Source organism: Streptomyces sp. NBC_01016 (assembly GCF_026341035.1).
GTDB lineage: Bacteria > Actinomycetota > Actinomycetes > Streptomycetales > Streptomycetaceae > Streptomyces.
Genome location: NZ_JAPEOQ010000001.1, coordinates 1834672 through 1849441, shown reverse-complemented (window position 1 = coordinate 1849441; position 14770 = coordinate 1834672). Strand labels below are relative to the sequence as shown.

The window sequence follows — 14770 nt, the reverse complement described above, 5'->3', positions numbered from 1 at the left end:
CTTACGGCCCTACGCGGCCTCGAAACGCCAGCGGTGGACCGTGCGGGTCACCAACTCACCGTCCGGTTCCGGAAGTTCCGGAAGGTCCGCGTCGTACGCCGCATCCCACCACGTAATGACGAGCACCCGGTCCCGCGGCGCCCGGAACGTCTCGCGGCGCTCCGGGGCCGGTTCGAGAACCTGCTCCTTCGCCCAGCTCAGCAGCTTCTCGCCACGCCCCTCGACGGCGCGGGCCTCCCACATCAGCGCGACGGTCATGAGTAGAGGTTCTCCTTGCTGACCTCGTGCACGTGGTCGTGATGGTGGTGGCCGGGGACGTGCGGCTCCGTCACCGGGAGCGAGGAGTCCGCGGACAGGTCCCACGAGGACGGCATCCGGTTGCGCGCCACCATTTCCGCGCCGAGCGCCGCGACCATCGCGCCGTTGTCCGTGCACAGCTTGGGCCGCGGCACACGCAGCCGGATCCCGGCCCGCTCGCAGCGCTCCTCGGCGAGGACACGGAGCCGCGAGTTGGCGGCGACGCCACCGCCGATCATGAGGTGGTCGACGCCCTGGTCCTTGCAGGCCTTCACGGCCTTCCGCGTCAGCACGTCCACGACGGCCTCCTGGAAGGACGCCGACACGTCGCGCACCGGCACGTCCTCCCCCGCCGCCCGCTTGGCCTCGATCCAGCGGGCCACCGCGGTCTTCAGGCCGGAGAAGGAGAAGTCGTACGCGGGGTCGCGCGGCCCGGTGAGCCCGCGCGGGAAGGCGATCGCGTTCGGGTCGCCCTCCTTCGCGTACCGGTCGATGACGGGCCCGCCCGGGAAGCCGAGGTTCAGCACCCGCGCGATCTTGTCGAAGGCCTCACCGGCGGCGTCGTCGATGGTCGCACCGAGCGGCCGCACATCGGACGTGATGTCGGTGGACAGGAGCAGCGACGAGTGCCCGCCCGACACAAGGAGCGCCATCGTCGGCTCGGGCAGCGTGCCGTGCTCCAGCTGGTCGACGCAGATGTGCGAGGCGAGGTGGTTGACGCCGTAGAGCGGCTTGTCGAGCGCGTACGCGTACGCCTTGGCGGCCGACACCCCGACCAGCAGGGCGCCCGCAAGGCCAGGACCCGCGGTGACGGAGATGCCGTCGAGGTCCTTCGCCGTGACGCCCGCGTCCTTCAGGGCGCGCTGGATCGTGGGGACCATCGCCTCCAGGTGCGCGCGGGAGGCGACCTCGGGGACGACGCCGCCGAAGCGGGCGTGTTCGTCGACGCTGGAGGCGACGGCGTCGGCGAGCAGGGTGGTGCCGCGGACGATGCCGACGCCGGTCTCGTCGCAGGAGGTCTCGATGCCGAGGACGAGCGGTTCGTCAGCCATGGGTCTTCTCTTCGTTCACAGTGTCGTTCGCGGTGTCGTTCGCGGTGGTCGTGGTCAGGCGCATCACGAGGGCGTCGATGTTGCCGGGCTGGTAGTAGCCGCGCCGGAAGCCGATCGGCTCGAAGCCGAAGCGCTCGTACAGCTTCTGCGCCCGCGTGTTGTCGACGCGCACCTCGAGCATCACCTGGTCGACCTCGAAGGCGGTGGCGTGCCGCAGCAGTTCGGTGAGCAGCCGGGCGCCGAGCCCGGTGCCCCAGTGGTCGCGGGCTGCGGCGATGGTCTGGATGTCGGCAAGGTCCCCGGAGGCGGCGACGCCCCCGTACCCGACCAGCTTCTCGCCCTCGTACGCGACCACGTAGCGCCGCGTGGAACCGACGCCGCGGGCGTGCGCGAGCTCGGACCAGAACATGCCGCGCGACCAGGCGTCGTCCGGGAAGAGGTCCTTCTCCAGGGCGAGCACGGGATCGATGTCCCACCAGCGCATCTCGCGCAGCGATACGTCCACGGCTGTCACTTGGGGGTGACCACCTTGTAGTTCTTGGGGACCTGCGCGTCGGGGCGGCGCAGGTAGAGGGGGCGCGGTTCGAGGAGCTCCTCGCCCGCGGCCAGCCTCTCGGCGGCGAGGGCGGCGAGCGCGGCGGCCGACACGTTCTCGGGCCCGCGCGCGTCCGGGAAGGTGTCCGGGTACAGCCGCGCGCCGGCGCCGACGGCGGGCAGGCCCTCCACGAGGGAGGCGATGTCGGCGGGCCGGTCGACGGCGGCCTCGGTGACGCGGGTCCGCGCATCGTCGTAGCGCGCCCAGTACACCTCCTTGCGCCGCGCGTCGGTGGCGACGACGAAGGGGCCCGCCCCGTCCAGGGCATCCCCGGCCTCGTAAGCGAGCCCGTCCAGCGTGCAGACGCCGTGCACGGGCACGCCGAGCGCGAGGCCGAACGTGTCGGCGGTCATCAGGCCGACACGCAGGCCGGTGTACGGGCCGGGGCCCACGCCCACGACGATGCCGGTGACGGCGTCGAGCCGCAGGCCGGCCTCGGTGAACATCCGGTCGACGGCGGGCAGCAGCAGTTCCCCGTGTCTACGAGCATCCACCTGACTCGACTCGGCTACGACGGAGGTCCCGTCGTGCAGAGCGACGGTGACGGCGGGGGTGGCGGTATCCAGAGCGAGCAACAGCACGCGAACAGCCTACGACCACCGGAAGGCGGACACGTCCGGACTTCCCGCAAGACCGGGCCTCCGGGCCTCGACTGCTACCGTCACCCTGAGGTTCGTACTTGAGAGGCAGGCACCTGGTGGCACGGAGCAGCACCGGATTCGTGACCGCGCTCACGGCGGGGTCACTCGTCGTGGTCGGCTTCCTCGCCTACCAGGCGTCGGCGAGCGCGCCCACCGACCTCGCCGAGAAGAAGGAGGGCTCCTCGCCCTCCGCCTCGGCGTCGAAGACACCCAAGAAGAAGACGGACCCGAAGGCGCTGCCCGCGGGCTCCGGCTCGGGCGAGCGTGTCGTGTACGCGCTCGGCGGGGACCGGGTGTGGCTGGTCGGCGCGGGCAACAAGACGAAGTCGACGTTCCGGGTGACGCCCGGCACGGTGGACCCGGCGCCCGGCTCGTACTCGGTGACCTCGCGCTCCGGCTCCGTCACCGGCACCGACGGCGTCCCGATCGAGCACGTGGTCCGCTTCGCCACCACGAACGGCGTGGCGATCGGCTTCAGCGCCGCCGTCAACGGTTCGACGGCCGCCCCCGACCCCGGCAAGCAGACCGGCGGCATCCGCGAGTCCCGCGAGGACGCCGACGCCATGTGGCAGTTCGCGACGATCGGCGCCAAGGTCGTCGTCGTCAAGTAACGGTTGCCGCGTCCCTCACGGGTGCGCCGACGGGCGCCACTCGCTGCGCTGCGGCTCGCTGCGTGGCTGGACCGGGCGTCCGCGCGGAGCCGGCGGGACCGACACGGCCCGCGCCGCCGCACACGACGCCAAAAGATCCCGCATCGACACTGCGCGCGCGCCTTCACGTTCCGAAGTCGACATGGATGCCTCCCGGCCACGGTCGAGGGGACGTAGTTAGGTAGACCTAACCAACACCGGTCTCCATGTGAACACGCCGAAGCCGCGCCGCGCAAGAATTTGCCGACGCGTTGTCGGGATACGTACGGGACAGGTGCGGATACGAGCTCAGCCCGCGAGCGACCCCAGGTCCGCCTCGGTCCACCGCTCCCCGATCCCGTTGAACGTCACGACCCGGACCTCGTCCGTGGTGTCACCGGTGGCCCGGTCGATGATCACGTGCAGCCGGTCGTCGGACAGCTCCTCGACCTTGCCGTCGCCCCACTCCACGACCACCACGGAGTCCGGCAGGGACACGTCGAGGTCGAGGTCCTCCATCTCGTCGAGGCCGCCCCCGAGCCGGTACGCGTCCACGTGCACCAGGGCAGGACCCTCGCCCAGCGGCGGATGCACCCGGGCGATCACGAAGGTCGGCGAGGTCACCGCGCCGCGTACGCCCATGCCCGCGCCGAGCCCGCGGGTCAGCGTCGTCTTGCCCGCGCCGAGCTCGCCGGTGAGCATGACGAGGTCGCCCGGGCGCAGCTGTTTGGCCAGGGCGAGCCCCAACTCCCGCATCTCGTCCGGGGAGTTGACGGTCACGGTGACCGTGCTGACGGGGGTGGTGGCGGGCTCAGCCGCCGGGCTGTGCGGTGTTGCCGGTGTCTCCATAAATCCCCACGGTAGCGGCTGTCGGCACTCCCTCCCGTCTCCCACCGCCACCCCTACGAGGCCGCGCTTCGCGCCTTTTCCCTTGCACGCACCAAAAGGTCCGCGAGCCGGTCCGTCACGACCTCGGGGTGTTCCAGCATCACGAGGTGCCCGGCGTCCGGCACGAGCACGTACTCGGCGTCCGGCAGCAGCGCCGCGATCGCCTCGCTGTGGTCGCTCGGCGTGACCAGGTCGCGCTCCCCCGCGAGGACGAGCACGGGCAGGTCCGCGAAGTGCGCCAGGGCGTCCGCCTTGTCGTGCTCCTCGAACGCCGGGTAGAACTCGGCCACCACGTCGATCGGCGTCCCCTCGATCATCCGCTCGGCGAACCGGGCGACCGCCGGGTCGACGTCCCGCGAGGCGAACGAGTACCGCTTGATGATCCCGGCGAACAGGTCGGCCGTCGCCCGGCGCCCCTTCTCCACGAGGTCGGCCCGCTGCCCGAGCACCTTCAGTACGCCGGGCAGCACCCGCCGCACCGCGTTCACCCCGGCCACCGGAAGCCCGTAGTTCACCTCGCCGAGCTTCCCCGACGACGTACCGACGAGGGCGACGCCCACGACCCGGTCGCGGATCAGCTCGGGACACCGGTCGGCGAGCGCCATCACGGTCATGCCGCCCATGGAGTGGCCGACGAGGACGAGCGGCCCCTCGGGCGCGGCCGCGTCGATGACGGCCTGCAGATCGCTGCCGAGCCGGTCGATGGAGACGGGCACCCCGTCCTCGACCTGCTCGGCGCCCCGCCCCGAACGCCCATGACTGCGCTGGTCCCAGTACACGCAGCGGACGACGCCGCGCAGCGCAGCGCGCTGGAAGTGCCAGGAGTCCTGGCCCAGGCAGTAGCCGTGGCTGAAGACGACGGTGACGGGCGCCGGGGTCTTGCGGCCGAACAGGCGGCGTCTGCGCGGCGTCGTGCCACCGGCCTCCGGGTCCGCCTCGTCGACCTCGTAGTACAGCTCCGTGCCGTCCTCCGCGTACGCCTTCCCCGGCACGCCGCGCAGTGCTCCGTAGGGCCCCGACGCGTCGAGGGCGAGCCGCGCCTTCCTGCGCATCCCGCGCCCCACGGTCAGCCGCTCGACGGCGACGCCCGCGGCCGCCCCGGCCGCGACCACGCCTATGGCGGCGCCCGCGAGGCCGGCCCGCCGCCAGTTCCCCGATGCGGCCCTTTCCGCCGCTTCGACGACGGCCGCCGTGGCCGGTGCGCTGCTCTCGCTCACGTGCCGCTCCCTGCTCCGCGTCCTGCCTGTCGTCCGGTGTCGGGTTACCCGTTCCGTTGTTGCTTCACATGGTGGCGGCTCGGACGGCTGTGTCGGTGGACCTTCAAGCCGTGACGCCGGTCACGCGCGCGTGGCGCCGCTCTCTTCGTCTACGGTGCCGCCCTCTTCGTGCACGGTGCCGCCCTCTCCGTCTACGTAGACGCGCGGTACTCGGGATCCGATGCGCGTGACGATCTCGTACGCGATGGTGCCCGACGCGACCGCCCAGTCCTCCGCGGTCGGCTCGCCGCCGTCACCGGGTCCGAAGAGCACCGCCTCGTCCCCCGCTGCCGGCTCGTCGCCGCCCAGGTCGACGACGAACTGGTCCATGGCCACCCGGCCCGCGATCGTGCGCCGCTTGCCGTCGATCAGGACCGGGGCCGTGCCGGACGCGTGTCGCGGGATGCCGTCCGCGTAGCCCAACGGGACGAGGCCGAGCGTCGTCTCGCCCGGTGTGACGTAGTGATGCCCGTAACTGACGCCGAGTCCACCCGGCGCGTGCTTCACGAGCGCGAGATTCGCCTTCAGCGTCATCACGGGGCGCAGACCGAAGTCGCCGGGCGTGCCGACCTCGGGGCTCGGCGAGATCCCGTACATCGCGATGCCGGGGCGCACGAGGTCGAAGTGCGTCTCGGGAAGGGTCAGCGTCCCCGGCGAGTTGGCGATGTGCCGGACCTCCGGGGCGACGCCCTCGCCCTCCGCGTGCGCGACCATCTCCCGGAAGGCGGTCAGTTGGGCGGCGATGGACGGATGGCCGGGCTCGTCGGCGCACGCGAAGTGCGACCAGAGGCCTGTGACGTTCACGAACCCGTCCCGCTGCGCCTTCAGCGCCTCCCGCACGAGCTCGGGCCAGTCGGCGGGCAGGCATCCGTTCCGCCCGAGGCCCGTGTCGGCCTTGAGCTGGATACGGGCGACCCGGCCCGTCGCACGCGCGGCGTCGACGACCTCCCGCAGCGCCCACATGCCGCTCACCGACATGTCGAGATCGGCCTCGATGCCCGCCTGCCAGGGCCCGCCGGGCACCCACAGCCAGCACATGATGCGCCCGGTGAGACCCGCCGCGCGCAGCTCCAGCGCCTCCTCGGCGGTGGCGGCCCCCAGCCACTCGGCCCCCGCGTCCTTGGCGGCCCGCGCGACCGGGATCATGCCGTGCCCGTACCCGTCCGCCTTCACAACCGCCATGAACGCGGCCCCGGGCGCATGGGCCCGCAGGGCTCGCACATTGGCCTTGAGCGCGGCCAGGTCGATCTCGGCGCGGGCGCGGAGCGGGGCAGTCACGTTCTCGTTCATGGTGAGGTCAGTGTCTCAGAGGGGTGTGACACGAGATCCGTTGGCCAATCCGGCACAAAACACTTCGGCCGGGGCAACAACCCTGCGAGACACTCGATGGCATGCGACTCGCTCACGACGTAGAGACGGTCAGGTCCGCCGAGCGCGCCCTCATGGCGCGGCTGCCCGAGGGCGCGCTGATGCAACGCGCGGCGGCCGGTCTCGCGACCGCCTGCGCCGATCTGCTCGGCAAGGTGTACGGCTCCCGCGTCACCCTCCTCGTCGGCTCGGGGGACAACGGCGGCGACGCCCTGTACGCGGGCGCCCGCCTCGCCCGCCGGGGCGCGGGCGTCACGGCGCTGCTGCTGAACCCCGACCGGGCCCACGCCGGAGGCCTCGCGGCGCTGCGTGCGGCGGGCGGCACGGTCCTCGACGCACAGGACGAGAACGCCACGGAACGCGTCGGCCGCGCCGACCTCGTCGTCGACGGCATCGTGGGCATCGGCGGCAAGGGCGGCCTGCGCCCCCGCGCGGCAGAACTGGCCGACGCCGCAAGGGGAACCGTCGTGGCCGTCGACCTCCCGAGCGGCGTGGACGCCGACACCGGCGAGGTGCGCGGCGAAGCGGTGCGGGCGGACGCGACGGTCACCTTCGGAACGTACAAGCCGGGTCTGCTCATCGACCCGGCCCGCGGGTACGCGGGCGCGCTCCGCCTCGTCGACATCGGCCTCGAACTCGCCCCTGCCGAAACGGGGTTGGAGGCGCTCCAGTACGCGGACGTGGCGGCGCTGCTCCCCCGGCCGACCGGCGAGAGCGACAAGTACCGGCGCGGCGTCGTCGGCATCGTCGCGGGCTCGGCCCGCTACCCCGGCGCGGCGGTCCTTGCGGTGGCGGGCGCGCTGCACGGCGGGGCGGGCGCCGTCCGGTACGTGGGCCCGGCCGCGGACGCGGTGCTCGCCCGCTTCCCGGAGACGCTCGTCTCGGCCGGACCGCCCGCGAAGGCGGGCCGGGTCCAGGCCTGGGTGCTCGGCCCCGGCCTCGGCGACGACACGTCGGGCCTGCACGACGTCCTGGCCTCGGACGTCCCGGTCCTGATCGACGCGGACGGGCTGCGCCTCGCGGACCCGGCGACGGTCCGCGCCCGCACGGCGCCCACCGTGCTGACCCCGCACGCCGGGGAGGCGGCCGCGCTCCTCGGCGTGACGCGCGACACGGTGGAGGCCGAACGCCTGGAATCCGTACGGGAGTTGGCGGCCCGGTACGACGCCACGGTCCTCCTGAAGGGCTCGACGACCCTGGTGTCGCCGCCGGACGAGACCCGCCCGACCCGTGTGAACCCCACCGGCACCCCGTGGCTCGCCACGGCCGGCAGCGGCGACGTCCTCTCCGGCCTGACCGGCTCCCTGCTCGCGGCGGGCCTCGCCCCCTTGGACGCGGCCTCGGTCGGCGCCCATCTGCACGGGCTCGCGGCGCGGCACGCGGCGGACGGGGCGCCGATCTCGGCGCAGGACGTGGCGGGGGCGCTGCGGAGCGCCTGGCAGGACGTGGTGGAAAACCGCTTCGCCTGACGCCCACCCCTTGCTACTGTCGCCGACGACCGTGCAGTCATAGCTGGGAGGTGAGACCCGTGAACGCAGTCACCCATGGGTGCTCCCTCAGCTCGTCACGGTCCGGCGGCTGACAGCAGGTGTCGCCGGGAGCGCCCCGAGATCGAGGGCTTCCCGAGGAGACACCGATGAACACAAAAAGCACCCGCCCCACAGCCCCACCCCAGCTCACCGTCATCCGCGTCGCGGATCACCAGTGGCATGCCCTGGAGAACGACGAGGTGATCGGCCGCGGCCACGCCGCGCACCGGCCCGACGGCCGCCTCTTCATCAGCGTCGACGCCTGGCACGACACCGCGTTCGCGGCCCTGGCCGAGACCCTGCTGGCGGGCCTGCCGGGCCCGCTGCACACCGTCGTCGACGAGAACGACACCGAACTGACGTCGAAATGGCGGGAGTTCGGCTTCACGATCGGCCGCCGCGAGTGGGAGTACGCGGTACCCACCGACCCCGCCGTCACGGGCCTCGGCGCGGTGCGCCCGCCCGCGGACGTCACCGTCGTCCCGGCCGGCGCGGCGGACGGGACGCGGCTGCGCGCCCTCGACCGCACGATCCGGGACGAGATCGAGGCCACGGTCGGCTGGCGCACCATGCCGGCCGAGGTGCGACCACTGCCACCGGGGATCACCGTCGTCGACCCGACGAAGTACACCGTGGCCGAGGCCCCGGACGGCGCCTACCTGGGCCTCCTGCGCCTGGCGACGGCCACCCGGCGCCCCCGCATCGGGCTGCTCGCGGTCCGCACCGACGCGCGGCGCCGCGGCATCGCGCGGGCCCTCCTGGCCGACGTACTGAACACCCTGCACCGCTCCGGCGTGCAGACGGCGTCCGCCGAGGTCGACGAGTCGAACGAAGCGGCGGCGGCCCTCTTCGACGGCATCGGCGCGCGGCGCGTGAACCGCGCACTGGAGCTGGTCCGATGACCGGGACAAGGGGGACCGCGAAGAACACCGGAGGCGGCGTGCACGCCGAGGGCACCGTCGTGGAGTGCCTGCGCAGCGCGATGTTCACCGTGGAGCTCGACAACGGGCACCGGGTGCTCGCGCACGTCAGCGGCAAGATCCGCAAGAACTACATCAAGATCCTGCTGGCGGACCGGGTCCAGGTGGAGATCACTCCGTACGACCTGACACGCGGCCGGATCGTCTTCCGCCACCGGGCGTAGGGCCTGTGGGCCGAGGGGTAGGGGCGGCGCCGTCCCTACCCCTCGGCCACCACCACCGCCGACGCGACCCCCGCGTCATGGCTCAGCGACACATGGAACCCCCGCACACCCAGCTCGGCCGCCCGCGCGGCCACCGTCCCGGTCACCCGGAGCCGGGGCTGCCCGCTCTCCTCGACCCACACCTCCGCGTCGGTCCAGCGCAGCCCGGCCGGCGCGCCGAGCGCCTTGGCGACGGCCTCCTTCGCGGCGAACCGGGCGGCGAGCGAGGCGATCCCGCGCCGCTCCCCGCTGGGCAGCAGCAGCTCGTCGTCCAGGAAGAGGCGTTCGGCCATGCTCGGCGTGCGCTCCAGCGACGCCGCGAACCGCTCGATCTCGGCCACGTCGATACCGACCCCGATGATGCTCATGCAGCAGACCTTACGGTCGCCGGGCCAGGGGCCGGGCCGCACTCCCCCGTGGATCCGGCCTCAGGCCGTCCATCCCCTGTCGATCCGGTCCTGCGCGTCCCGCACGAGCGCCAGATACTCGATCTCCTCGCAGCGCGGCTTGCTGCCGAAGCGGTAGAAGTCGAGGCAGTCGTCCAGGTCCTCGGCGATGTCCTCGTCGGGCAGTTCCAGCGCGAGTTCGCTGCAGACGTGACTCGCCCAGTCGTCCATCGCGGAGGCATCCATCGCGGAGGCATCCACCGTCCTGCGGCGGACGAAATTCGGCACACGAAGCGCTGCCATCATGGTTCCCCTCCCGACCCGCGGGCAGCCTTGCGTCCCACGGGTGCACGGAATGTATCGCCACCCCCACGTACGGTCCATACCTGTGGCGAACCTGTGACGAACGGGGTTCCCCGATCCCCCGGCGTGACACACCCCACCTGCCGCCGCGCGCCACACTGCCGTAACAATGGACTGTGATCTCTCCGGTCTCCGAGTCCAAGCGACAAGCGACCTCCCGGAGCGCCCACCGGCAGAAGCCGGAGGTGACTCCCTACGTCGACCTCACCCGCACCGAATGGAGCGCACTGCGCGACAAGACGCCACTGCCGCTGACAGCGGAAGAGCTGGAACGGCTGCGCGGCCTTGGTGACGTGATCGACCTGGACGAGGTCCGCGACATCTATCTGCCGCTCTCCCGTCTGCTGAATCTGTACGTGGGCGCGACCGACGGCCTGCGCGGGGCGCTCAACACGTTCCTCGGCGAGACGAACAAGAAGGCCGCCCAGTCCGGCACGCCCTTCGTCATAGGAGTCGCAGGATCCGTCGCGGTCGGCAAGTCGACCGTCGCCCGCCTCCTCCAGGCCCTGCTCTCCCGCTGGCCCGAGCACCCGCGCGTCGAGCGCGTCACCACCGACGGCTTCCTGCTCCCCACCAAGGAGCTGGAGGCCCGCGGCCTGATGTCGCGCAAGGGCTTCCCCGAGTCGTACGACCGGCGCGCCCTGACCCGCTTCGTCGCCGACATCAAGGCCGGCAAGGACGAGGTGACCGCCCCGGTCTACTCGCACCTGATCTACGACATCGTGCCCGGCGAAAAGCTCGTCGTGCGCCGCCCCGACATCCTCATCGTCGAGGGCATCAACGTGCTGCAGCCCGCCCTGCCCGGCAAGGACGGCCGCACCCGCGTCGGTCTCGCCGACTACTTCGACTTCAGCGTGTACGTCGACGCGCGCGCCGAGGACATCGAGGCCTGGTACCTCAACCGCTTCCGCAAGCTGCGCGCGACGGCCTTCCAGGACCCGTCCTCGTACTTCAGGAAGTACACCCAGGTCTCCGAGGAGGAGGCCCTGGACTACGCGCGCAACACCTGGCGCACCGTCAACAAGGTCAACCTTCTGGAGAACGTGGCCCCCACCCGCGGCCGCGCCGGACTCGTCATCCGCAAGGGCCCCGACCACAAGGTCCAACGGCTGCGCCTGCGCAAGCTGTAGCGCGCGGAACGGCAACTGCTAAAAAGACCCCATGCTGCATCTGCGCCTCATCACGCCGTCCGACACCACGGACGACGTGGTGCGTCTGATCGAGAAGACGACCGGGACCACGCACGTCGTGGTCCTCCCGGACGCCGCCCGCAATCCGTCGGGCGATGTCGTCATGTGCGACGTCGCGCGCGAGGCCGGTGACGAACTCATCGGCGGGCTGCGGAAGTTGGGCATCGACCGGTCGGGCTCGATCTCCGTCGAGAACATCGACCTGTCGCTGTCCCTGCGCGCCGACAGGGCCGAGAAGGACGCTCCGGGCGAGGGCGCGGACGCGGTCCTGTGGGAGCAGCTGTCCGACGCCACGCACGAGGAGTCCACGCTCACGGTCACGTACGTGGCGTTCCTGGTCATCGCGACGATGATCGCGGCGTGCGGTGTCGTGCTCGACAACGCGATCCTGATCGTGGGCGCCATGGCGGTCGGCCCGGAGTTCGGTCCGCTCGCCGGATTCTGCACAGCTCTGGTGCGGAAATCGCCGCGCCTCGCGTGGCGTTCCCTGGTCGCCCTGCTCGTCGGCTTCGCGGTGGCGATGGCGGTGACGGTGGGCTTCAGCTACTTCATGGACGCGATGCACCTGTTCAGCGAGGGCAAGCTGGAGGGCGACCGCCCCAACACCAGGTTCATCTGGGACCCCGACGCGTTCTCGTTCGTCGTGGCCGTGCTCGCGGGCGCGGCCGGCACCCTGTCGCTCACCTCGGCGAAGTCCGGCGCCCTCGTGGGCGTCGCCATCTCGGTGACCACGGTCCCGGCGGCGGCGAACGCCGCGGTGGCGCTGAGCTACGACGACATGGGCCAGATGTGGGGCTCGACCCAGCAACTCCTGCTGAACCTGCTGGGGATCGTCCTGGCCGGTACGCTCACGCTCCTCGCCCAGAAGTACTTCTGGGCCAAGCAGCGCGAACGTACCGCCAAGAAGCTCGCGAGGAGCTAAGAGCTACTAGCCGAGCGCCGACTTCACGACGTCGGCCAGGCGCTCCGCGACGGACCGGGCCTGCGCGATGTCCGCGGCCTCGACCATCACCCGCACCAGCGGCTCCGTACCCGAAGAGCGCAGCAACACCCGCCCGGTCGCGCCGAGTTCACGCTCCGCGTCCGCGACGGCCGTCTGCAGCTCCGCGGACGTGGTGACGCGGGACTTGTCCACGTCCGGCACGTTGATGAGCACCTGCGGCAGCCGCTCCATGACGCTCGCCAGGTCCTTCAGCGTCCGCCCGGTCTGCGCGACGCGCGCCGCGAGCAGCAGGCCCGTCAGCGTGCCGTCACCGGTCGTCGCGTGGTCGAGAACGATGACGTGCCCGGACTGCTCGCCGCCGAGCGCGAACCCGTTCTCCTTCATGTTCTCCAGGACGTACCGGTCGCCGACGGCGGTCTGCACGAGGTCGATGCCCTCGCGCTCCATCGCCAGCTTCAGGCCCAGGTTCGACATGACGGTCGCGACCAGCGTGTCGTCGCGCAGTACGCCGCGCTCCTTCATGTCGAGCGCGAGCACCGCCATGATCTGGTCGCCGTCGACCTCGGACCCGGTGTGGTCCACGGCCAGGCAGCGGTCGGCGTCCCCGTCGTGCGCGATGCCGAAGTCGGCCCCGTGCTCGACGACGGCGGCCTTCAGCAGGTCCAGGTGAGTCGAACCGCACCCGTCGTTGATGTTGAGCCCGTCGGGCTCGGCGCCGATCGTGACGACCTCGGCACCGACGCGGATGAAGGCCTCCGGGGAGACCCGCGAGGCCGCGCCGTGCGCCTCGTCGAGGACGATCTTGAGCCCTTCGAGGCGGTTCGGCAGCACGCCCGCGAGGTGCGCGATGTACTGGTCGAGCCCCTCGCCGTACGACTTCACGCGGCCGACGCCGGAGCCCGTCGGACGGCCCCACGGGGCGCCGGTGCGGTGCTCCTCGTAGATCGTCTCGATGCGGTCCTCAAGGGCGTCGTCCAGCTTGTGGCCGCCGCGGGCGAGGAACTTGATGCCGTTGTCCGGCATGGCGTTGTGGCTCGCGGAGAGCATCACGCCGAGGTCGGCGCCGAGCGCGCCCGTGAGGTATGCGACCGCGGGCGTGGGCAGCACGCCCACGCGCAGCACGTCGACTCCGGCGCTGGCCAGGCCCGCGACGACCGCGGCCTCCAGGAACTCGCCCGAGGCGCGCGGATCACGGCCGACCACGGCCACCGGACGATGGCCTTCGAAGCTGCCGACCTCGCCCAGAACATGTGCCGCCGCGACCGACAGACCGAGCGCGAGCTCCGCCGTCAGATCCGCATTGGCGACACCGCGCACGCCGTCCGTGCCGAAGAGTCGTCCCACCTTGATGTCCTCCGAACCTTCACATCGTCATAAGCCGAACGCCCCGGCGGCACGATACGTGCCGCCGGGGCGAACGGAAAAACAAGCAGGCAGCGGAATTTAGCGCTTGCTGTACTGCGGGGCCTTGCGGGCCTTCTTGAGACCGGCCTTCTTGCGCTCGACCGCACGGTCGTCGCGGCGGAGGTAGCCGGCCTTCTTGAGGGCGCCGCGGTTGTTGTCCGCGTCGGCCTCGTTCAGCGCGCGGGCCACGCCGAGGCGCAGGGCACCGGCCTGACCGGAGACGCCGCCACCCGAGATGCGGGCGATGACGTCGTAGCGGCCGTCGAGCTCGAGCACCTTGAAGGGCTCGTTGACTTCCTGCTGGTGGACCTTGTTCGGGAAGTAGTCCTCGAGCGTGCGCCCGTTGACCTTCCACTTGCCGGTGCCGGGCACGATGCGAACGCGCGCGATGGCGTTCTTGCGGCGGCCCAGGCCGGCGGCCGGCTGCGGGTCACCGAAGCGGGCGGGGTTGGACTCCGAGGTGTACTCGCCCTCGACGGGCGCGTCGGACTCGGTGGTGTAGCTCTCGACGTCGGCGATCTCTTCGACCGGCGTCTCGGCAGTGGTCTCGGCCACGATTCTCCTCAGATTCTTTTCTGTCTTAGGGGGTGTGGCCGGAACTACTGCGCGACCTGAGTGATCTCGAACGGCACCGGCTGCTGGGCAGCGTGGGGGTGCTGGTCGCCCGAGTAGATCTTCAGCTTCGAGAGCATCTGACGGCCGAGCGTGTTCTTCGGGATCATGCCCTTGATGGCCTTCTCGACGGCCTTCTCGGGGTTCTTCGCGAGAAGCTCGTCGTAGCGCACGGAACGCAGACCACCCGGGTAACCGGAGTGGCGGTACGCCATCTTCTGGGTCTTCTTGTTGCCGGACAGGTGCACCTTGTCCGCATTGACGATGACGACGAAGTCGCCCATGTCCATGTGGGGGGCGTAGGTCGGCTTGTGCTTGCCACGGAGGAGGGTCGCGGCAGTGGTGGCCAGACGGCCCAGGACGATGTCCTGCGCGTCAATGACGTGCCACTGGCGAGTCACATCGCCGGGCTTGGGGCTGTACGTACGCACTTC

Annotated in this window: 17 protein-coding genes and 1 pseudogene; 6 read left to right on the top strand and 12 right to left on the bottom strand. The window is 71.5% G+C overall.

The window, feature by feature from the left end; translation table 11 throughout:
- Nucleotides 1-9: 9 nt before the first annotated feature.
- Genes OG746_RS08815 through tsaB form a run of 4 tightly spaced genes read right to left on the bottom strand, consistent with a single transcriptional unit; the run spans nt 10 to nt 2525 of the window.
- The gene (locus OG746_RS08815; protein WP_266713149.1) at nt 10-258 is read right to left on the bottom strand and encodes a hypothetical protein; all 249 of its coding nucleotides are present in this window, start codon (nt 256-258) and stop codon (nt 10-12) included.
- Complete coding sequence (gene tsaD, locus OG746_RS08810) at nt 255-1349, bottom strand: tRNA (adenosine(37)-N6)-threonylcarbamoyltransferase complex transferase subunit TsaD (RefSeq protein ID WP_266713147.1); 1095 nt, start codon at nt 1347-1349, stop codon at nt 255-257. The genes OG746_RS08815 and tsaD overlap by 4 nt, the downstream gene beginning before the upstream one ends.
- Complete coding sequence (gene rimI / locus OG746_RS08805) at nt 1342-1833, bottom strand: ribosomal protein S18-alanine N-acetyltransferase (RefSeq protein ID WP_266718789.1); 492 nt, start codon at nt 1831-1833, stop codon at nt 1342-1344. Before rimI ends, tsaD begins: the two co-directional genes overlap by 8 nt.
- 26 nt (nt 1834-1859) lie before the next feature.
- Entirely contained in the window at nt 1860-2525 is a 666-nt protein-coding gene (gene tsaB / locus OG746_RS08800; RefSeq protein ID WP_266713145.1) for a tRNA (adenosine(37)-N6)-threonylcarbamoyltransferase complex dimerization subunit type 1 TsaB, read from the bottom strand.
- Nucleotides 2526-2641: 116 nt separating this feature from the next.
- Here tsaB and OG746_RS08795 point away from each other — a divergent pair, with 116 nt between their 5' ends.
- Nucleotides 2642-3196, top strand: coding sequence for a hypothetical protein (locus tag OG746_RS08795; RefSeq protein WP_266713143.1), 555 nt, complete (start codon nt 2642-2644; stop codon nt 3194-3196).
- A 327-nt stretch (nt 3197-3523) separates the two neighbouring features.
- Here OG746_RS08795 and tsaE read toward each other — a convergent pair whose 3' ends face one another.
- The 3 genes and pseudogenes from tsaE to alr all read right to left on the bottom strand — a co-directional run bounded on the left by tsaE (nt 3524) and on the right by alr (nt 6648).
- Nucleotides 3524-4063, bottom strand: a complete 540-nt coding sequence (gene tsaE / locus OG746_RS08790) for a tRNA (adenosine(37)-N6)-threonylcarbamoyltransferase complex ATPase subunit type 1 TsaE (protein WP_266713141.1) — start codon at nt 4061-4063, stop codon at nt 3524-3526.
- Nucleotides 4026-5319: pseudogene (locus tag OG746_RS08785) on the bottom strand (alpha/beta fold hydrolase). Before OG746_RS08785 ends, tsaE begins: the two are co-directional and overlap by 38 nt.
- A 120-nt stretch (nt 5320-5439) precedes the next feature.
- A complete protein-coding gene (alr, locus tag OG746_RS08780) occupies nt 5440-6648 on the bottom strand; it encodes an alanine racemase (protein ID WP_266713137.1) in 1209 nt (402 codons plus the stop codon).
- Between the two features lie 101 nt (nt 6649-6749).
- On the opposite strand from alr, the gene OG746_RS08775 reads away from it, so the two are divergent.
- The 3 genes from OG746_RS08775 (at nt 6750) to infA (ending at nt 9399) form a co-directional block, all read left to right on the top strand.
- The gene (locus OG746_RS08775; RefSeq protein ID WP_266713135.1) at nt 6750-8195 is read left to right on the top strand and encodes an NAD(P)H-hydrate dehydratase; all 1446 of its coding nucleotides are present in this window, start codon (nt 6750-6752) and stop codon (nt 8193-8195) included.
- 167 nt (nt 8196-8362) lie between these two features.
- Nucleotides 8363-9157, top strand: a complete 795-nt coding sequence (locus OG746_RS08770) for a GNAT family N-acetyltransferase (RefSeq protein WP_266713133.1) — start codon at nt 8363-8365, stop codon at nt 9155-9157.
- Nucleotides 9154-9399, top strand: a complete 246-nt coding sequence (gene infA, locus OG746_RS08765) for a translation initiation factor IF-1 (RefSeq protein WP_266713131.1) — start codon at nt 9154-9156, stop codon at nt 9397-9399. The genes OG746_RS08770 and infA overlap by 4 nt, the downstream gene beginning before the upstream one ends.
- 35 nt (nt 9400-9434) lie before the next feature.
- Here the strand turns inward: infA and OG746_RS08760 are convergent, their stop codons facing one another.
- A complete protein-coding gene (locus OG746_RS08760; protein WP_266713129.1) occupies nt 9435-9806 on the bottom strand; it encodes a holo-ACP synthase in 372 nt (123 codons plus the stop codon).
- 60 nt (nt 9807-9866) lie between these two features.
- A complete protein-coding gene (locus OG746_RS08755; RefSeq protein ID WP_266713127.1) occupies nt 9867-10127 on the bottom strand; it encodes a hypothetical protein in 261 nt (86 codons plus the stop codon).
- A gap of 176 nt (nt 10128-10303) precedes the next feature.
- Here OG746_RS08755 and coaA point away from each other — a divergent pair, with 176 nt between their 5' ends.
- A complete protein-coding gene (gene coaA, locus OG746_RS08750) occupies nt 10304-11317 on the top strand; it encodes a type I pantothenate kinase (RefSeq protein WP_443063130.1) in 1014 nt (337 codons plus the stop codon).
- Nucleotides 11318-11348: 31 nt separating this feature from the next.
- Nucleotides 11349-12299, top strand: a complete 951-nt coding sequence (locus OG746_RS08745; protein WP_266713123.1) for a DUF389 domain-containing protein — start codon at nt 11349-11351, stop codon at nt 12297-12299.
- Nucleotides 12300-12305: 6 nt separating this feature from the next.
- Here the strand turns inward: OG746_RS08745 and glmM are convergent, their stop codons facing one another.
- From glmM to rplM, 3 genes are all read right to left on the bottom strand, one after another.
- On the bottom strand, nt 12306-13664 hold the full coding sequence (gene glmM / locus OG746_RS08740; protein WP_266713121.1) for a phosphoglucosamine mutase: 1359 nt from the start codon (nt 13662-13664) through the stop codon (nt 12306-12308).
- Nucleotides 13665-13763: 99 nt separating this feature from the next.
- On the bottom strand, nt 13764-14279 hold the full coding sequence (gene rpsI / locus OG746_RS08735; protein WP_266713119.1) for a 30S ribosomal protein S9: 516 nt from the start codon (nt 14277-14279) through the stop codon (nt 13764-13766).
- 44 nt (nt 14280-14323) lie between these two features.
- Nucleotides 14324-14767 carry a 50S ribosomal protein L13 gene (gene rplM, locus OG746_RS08730; RefSeq protein WP_266713117.1) on the bottom strand — a complete coding sequence of 148 codons (444 nt, stop codon included), beginning with the start codon at nt 14765-14767 and terminating at the stop codon, nt 14324-14326.
- Nucleotides 14768-14770: the final 3 nt, after the last annotated feature.

Bases quoted from the DNA above. Each gene is read 5' to 3' on its own strand.
- OG746_RS08815 (WP_266713149.1), bottom strand. From the start codon at position 258: ATGACCGTCGCGCTGATGTGGGAGGCCCGCGCCGTCGAGGGGCGTGGC.
- tsaD (WP_266713147.1), bottom strand. From the start codon at position 1,349: ATGGCTGACGAACCGCTCGTCCTCGGCATCGAGACCTCCTGCGACGAG.
- rimI (WP_266718789.1), bottom strand. From the start codon at position 1,833: ATGCGCTGGTGGGACATCGATCCCGTGCTCGCCCTGGAGAAGGACCTC.
- tsaE (WP_266713141.1), bottom strand. From the start codon at position 4,063: ATGGAGACACCGGCAACACCGCACAGCCCGGCGGCTGAGCCCGCCACC.
- alr (WP_266713137.1), bottom strand. From the start codon at position 6,648: ATGAACGAGAACGTGACTGCCCCGCTCCGCGCCCGCGCCGAGATCGAC.
- OG746_RS08775 (WP_266713135.1), top strand. From the start codon at position 6,750: ATGCGACTCGCTCACGACGTAGAGACGGTCAGGTCCGCCGAGCGCGCC.
- OG746_RS08770 (WP_266713133.1), top strand. From the start codon at position 8,363: ATGAACACAAAAAGCACCCGCCCCACAGCCCCACCCCAGCTCACCGTC.
- infA (WP_266713131.1), top strand. From the start codon at position 9,154: ATGACCGGGACAAGGGGGACCGCGAAGAACACCGGAGGCGGCGTGCAC.
- OG746_RS08760 (WP_266713129.1), bottom strand. From the start codon at position 9,806: ATGAGCATCATCGGGGTCGGTATCGACGTGGCCGAGATCGAGCGGTTC.
- OG746_RS08755 (WP_266713127.1), bottom strand. From the start codon at position 10,127: ATGGCAGCGCTTCGTGTGCCGAATTTCGTCCGCCGCAGGACGGTGGAT.
- OG746_RS08745 (WP_266713123.1), top strand. From the start codon at position 11,349: ATGCTGCATCTGCGCCTCATCACGCCGTCCGACACCACGGACGACGTG.